The sequence below is a fragment of the Paracidovorax sp. MALMAid1276 genome, from assembly GCF_049198005.1.
Taxonomy (GTDB): domain Bacteria; phylum Pseudomonadota; class Gammaproteobacteria; order Burkholderiales; family Burkholderiaceae_C; genus Acidovorax.
In genome coordinates this window covers 1-4,466 of the sequence record NZ_JBMIRS010000212.1, presented here as the reverse complement: position 1 = coordinate 4,466, position 4,466 = coordinate 1, and the positions used below count along the sequence as shown (strand labels likewise).

5 protein-coding genes and 1 riboswitch are annotated in these 4,466 nt (G+C 70.0%); of the genes, 4 read left to right on the top strand and 1 reads right to left on the bottom strand.

The features are described from left to right. Window positions 1–46: 46 nt before the first annotated feature. Entirely contained in the window at window positions 47–892 is an 846-nt protein-coding gene (gene thiD / locus ACOQFS_RS17180) for a bifunctional hydroxymethylpyrimidine kinase/phosphomethylpyrimidine kinase (protein WP_421564044.1), read from the bottom strand. 113 nt (window positions 893–1,005) lie between these two features. Continuing rightward, window positions 1,006–1,106, top strand: a riboswitch (TPP riboswitch). 46 nt (window positions 1,107–1,152) lie between these two features. Here thiD and thiO point away from each other — a divergent pair. The 4 genes from thiO (at window position 1,153) to ACOQFS_RS17160 (ending at window position 4,281) form a co-directional block, all read left to right on the top strand. After that, entirely contained in the window at window positions 1,153–2,298 is a 1,146-nt protein-coding gene (gene thiO, locus ACOQFS_RS17175) for a glycine oxidase ThiO (RefSeq protein WP_421564043.1), read from the top strand. Beyond that, entirely contained in the window at window positions 2,295–2,492 is a 198-nt protein-coding gene (gene thiS, locus ACOQFS_RS17170; protein ID WP_421564042.1) for a sulfur carrier protein ThiS, read from the top strand. The genes thiO and thiS overlap by 4 nt, the downstream gene beginning before the upstream one ends. A gap of 84 nt (window positions 2,493–2,576) precedes the next feature. Continuing rightward, window positions 2,577–3,389, top strand: coding sequence for a thiazole synthase (locus tag ACOQFS_RS17165; protein ID WP_421564041.1), 813 nt, complete (start codon window positions 2,577–2,579; stop codon window positions 3,387–3,389). Next, window positions 3,382–4,281 (top strand): thiamine phosphate synthase, encoded by a 900-nt coding sequence (locus tag ACOQFS_RS17160; protein ID WP_421564040.1) that lies wholly within the window; start codon window positions 3,382–3,384, stop codon window positions 4,279–4,281. The genes ACOQFS_RS17165 and ACOQFS_RS17160 overlap by 8 nt, the downstream gene beginning before the upstream one ends. Window positions 4,282–4,466 lie beyond the last annotated feature (185 nt).

The following is a 4,466-nucleotide window of genomic DNA, read 5'->3' as shown; positions in this document are numbered from 1 at the left end:
CAGCGCTTGATGGATAAGCGCTGAGGGCCAAAAAGACTCAAAAAATTCAGACGGTGTGCTGTGCCACGGGCGCATAGCCGTGGTTCAGCGGGCCGTGGCCGCGGCCGGTGGTCACATCGGCCCCGGCGGCAATCGCACCCAGGATGTAGGCCCGCGCCTTGGCCACCGCCTGCGGCAGGGGCGCCCCCAGCGCCAGGTGCGCGGCAATGGCCGATGACAGCGTGCAACCCGTGCCGTGGCCGTTGTGCGTGGCAATGCGCTGCGACGCCAGGCGGTGGCAGGCGCCGCCCGGCAGGGCCAGCACGTCCACCACGTCGTCGCCCGGCAGGTGGCCGCCCTTGAGCAGCGCGGCCGGGGCGCCGAGCGCACGCAGGGCCTGCGCGGCTTCTTCCAGCCCGTCCACACCTTTGACCTTGCGGCCCAGCAGCCAGCCGGCCTCGTCCAGGTTGGGGGTGATCACCTCGGCCAGCGGAAACAGCTCGCGCACCAGCACGCCCACGGTGTCTTCGGCAATGAGCCGGTCGCCGCTGGTGGCCACCATCACCGGGTCGAGCACCACATGGGGCAGCTGGTGGGTGCGGATGGCATCGGCCACCACGCGCACCACCTCGGGCGAATGCAGCATGCCGATCTTGACCGCATCCACGCCGATGTCGTGCACCACGGCGTCGATCTGGGCCTTGAGCATCTCGGGCGGAATGCCGTGGATGCCGGTGACGCCGCAGGTGTTCTGCGCGGTGATGGCGGTGATGGCCGTCATGCCGTAGCAGCCCAAGGCGGCAAAGGTCTTGAGGTCGGCCTGGATGCCGGCGCCGCCGCCGCTGTCGGAGCCCGCGATGGAGAGCACGCGCACATAGCGGCGCGCAGATTGCGTGGAGGACGTGGAGGACATGGAAGACACGGAGGGCGTGGACGGCAGCGAGGTCGGGGAAGTCATGGCAAAAATTATGGCCTATGCGCCAGGTCAAGACGGGCGCTACAGGGGTTGTGCTGTAATCCCCCATCAGGACGAAACAGGGGTGCCCCGCCCACACGGCATGGGGCTGAGAGATACCCTCGCACCCGATCCAGGTCATGCTGGCGTGGGGAGTTTCCTCAAGCGGCGCCGCCCCGTTTTGTCCACGCTGCCAGCCCACGGACACACCGACGGACATGCCCACTTCCCCCACTTCCTCCTCCTTTGCCATCCTGGGCGCGGGCCTGATGGGCCGCCTGCTCGCGGTGGAGCTGGCGCGCCAGGGCCACCGGGTGGACATCCACGACGCAGGCAGCCCCGCGGCCGAAGGCTCGGCCGCCACCGTGGCTGCCGCCATGCTGGCGCCCCTGGCCGAATCCGCCATCACCGAGCCCGGCGTGGTGCGCATGGGCCACCATGCCCTCGCCCGCTGGCCGCAGCTGCTGGCGCCGCTGGCGCAGCCCGTGTTCTTCCAGCAGAACGGCACCCTCATCGTGTGGCACCGCCAGGATGCGGCGGAGGCCCAGCGCCTTACCCGCCAGCTTGCAGCCAACCAGCGCACCGTGCCCGAACTGCCGCCGCTGCAAACGCTGGACAGCAGCGCGCTCGCCCAGGCCGAGCCCGCGCTGGCCAGCCGCTTCGCCCAGGGCGTGTACCTGCCCGGCGAAGGCCAGCTGGACAACCGCCAGCTGCTGGCGGCGCTGGTGGTGGAGATGCAGCGGCTGGGCGTGCGCGCGCACTGGCACAACCCGCAGTCGCCCGACGCCTTCACGCCCGGCGCGCCCGGCCAGCCCGACTGGGTGCTGGACTGCCGGGGCCTGGGCGCCAAGGGCCAGTGGAGCGCGCTGCGCGGCGTGCGCGGCGAGGTGGCGCGCGTCCACGCGCCCGACGTGACGCTGCAGCGCCCCACGCGGCTGGTGCACCCGCGCTACCCGATCTACATCGCGCCCAAGCAAGACCATCTGTTCGTGATCGGCGCGACCGAGATCGAATCGGATGACCGCACGCCCGCCAGCGTGCGCTCCACGCTGGAGCTGCTGTCTGCCGCCTATGCCGTGCACCCCGGCTTTGCCGAAGGCCGCATCCTGGAGCTGTCCACCCAGTGCCGCCCCACGCTGCCCGACAACCTGCCCGCCATCCGCCAGACGCGCCCACGCGTGCTGGAGATCAACGGCCTGTACCGCCATGGCTTCATGATCGCCCCGGCGATGCTCGATGTGACGCTGGAGGTGCTGAACACGGGACAATCGCCGCTTTCGCAACGTTTTGACCTGGCCCTGGACCTGAGCGCCGCCCATGCTGCGACCGCCGCCACCAGCGCCTCCGCTTCCGCCCTTGCATGAACATCTCCATCAACCAGACCCCGCACGAACTGCCCGAAGGCGCCACCGTGGCCGATGCCGTGGCCGCCATCGCAGCGCGCCCTCCGTTTGCCGTGGCCGTGAACACCTGCTTTGTGCCCAACACCGGCTATGCCGCCCACCGGCTGCAGCCCGGCGACCGCGTGGAGATCATCTCGCCCGTGACCGGCGGCTGACCCGGCGCAACCCAATATGGAATAAAAATGGCCTTCAGCGCTTATCCATCAAGCGCTTGCAGCTATCAAAAATATAGTAAACACATGACCACTCCGACGCCCCAAGACCCCCTGGTGCTGTACGGCCAGACCTTTGCGAGCCGCCTGCTGCTGGGCACCTCGCGCTACCCCTCGCCCGCCGTGCTCGAAGCGGCCGTGTTGCGCGCCCAGCCCGCCATGGTCACCGCCTCGCTGCGCCGCCAGGGCAGCAACCCGGCCGAAAGCGGCAACAGCTTCTGGGAGCTGTTGCGCAAGCTGAACGTGCCCGTGCTGCCCAACACCGCCGGATGCCACAGCGCACAAGAGGCCATCACCACCGCCCAGATGGCGCGCGAGGTCTTCAACACGCCCTGGATCAAGCTGGAGCTGATCGGCGACGACTACACCCTGCAGCCCGACACCTTGAACCTGGTGGGCGTGGCCGAACACCTGATCAAGGAAGGTTTTCAGGTGCTGCCCTACTGCACCGAAGACCTGGTGCTGTGCCAGCGCCTGGTGGACGTGGGCTGCCAGGCCGTGATGCCCTGGGCCGCGCCCATCGGCACGGGGCGCGGCCCCGTCAACCCCTATGCGCTGCAGACACTGCGCGAGCGCCTTCCGGTCCCGATGCTCGTGGACGCGGGCCTGGGCCTACCGTCGCACGCCTGCCAGGTGATGGAGTGGGGCTTTGACGGCGTGCTGCTGAACACCGCCGTGGCCCTGGCGCAAGACCCTGTGGCCATGGCCGGTGCATTTGCCGATGCGGTGAACGCCGGGCGCGCCGCACACCGCGCAGGCGCCATGTCCGCACAGGACGCCGCGCAGCCCAGCACCCCCGTGCTGGGCACCCCTTTCTGGCACCACGCACAACATGCCTGAGACCTCCGCCCTCGCGCAGGACATCCTTGCGCACCACGCCGCCGCCTTTGCAGGCTTTTCGCCCGAGCCGGTGCCCGCCCCCACCCGGCAGGACGCTGTCTACCTGGCCGCGCTGCAGGCCTGCAGCGCGCTGGGCTTCATCGCGCACGACGCCGAGTGCCTGGCGCGTGCGTGGCAGGCCCGCGCGGAGCGCACCGGCCAGGCGCAGCCCGGCGTCTGGCCTGATGCGCCGGAAGACTTCGGCCTGCAGCCGCTGCCCCGCGCCCAGGCCTTTGCCCCCTGCCCGCAGAACCTGGGCCTGTATGCCGTGCTGCCCGACGCGGACTGGGTGGGCCGCATGGCCCGCGCCGGCGTGCCCACGGTGCAGCTGCGCTACAAGTCGGCCGACCCCGCCGCCATCGACCGCGAAGTGCGCGCCGCAGTGCAGGCCGTGCAGGGCACGGGCGCGCTGCTCTTCATCAACGACCACTGGCGTGCCGCCATCGACGCCGGCGCCTATGGCATCCACCTGGGCCAGGAAGACCTGGACGCGCTGAGCGCGGCCGAGCTGCAAACGCTGCGCAGCTCGGGCCTGCGCCTGGGCGTCAGCACCCACGGCTATGCCGAAATGGTGCGCGCCGATGCCGTGGGGCCCAGCTATATCGCCATGGGGGCGGTGTTCCCGACCACGCTCAAGAAGATGGCCACAGCGCCGCAGGGCGTGGGCCGGCTCGGGGTGTATGCCCGCCTGCTGCGCCACTATCCGCAGGTGGCGATTGGCGGGATCGGGGCCGAACAGTTTGCGCAGGTGCTGGCCACGGGCGTGGGCTCCATCGCCGTGGTGCGCGCCCTGGTGAACGCGCCCGACCCGGAGGAATCGGCCGCGCGGCTCATGCAGCTGATGCGCAGTTGAAGCGCTCTTGACGCGCGGCCTCCTGAGAACCTGTTCAAGATATTTTCGGGGTCACACAAGTGCCTTGCCGGGATGGGATGCCAGGCGCGGTGCGCTGTGGATAGCCCGGCTATCCACAAGCGCCGCAACGCCGCAGACCGCCCGGCAAGGCACTTGCCCGAAGGGTTGGAGTGAAATCGGGCGAT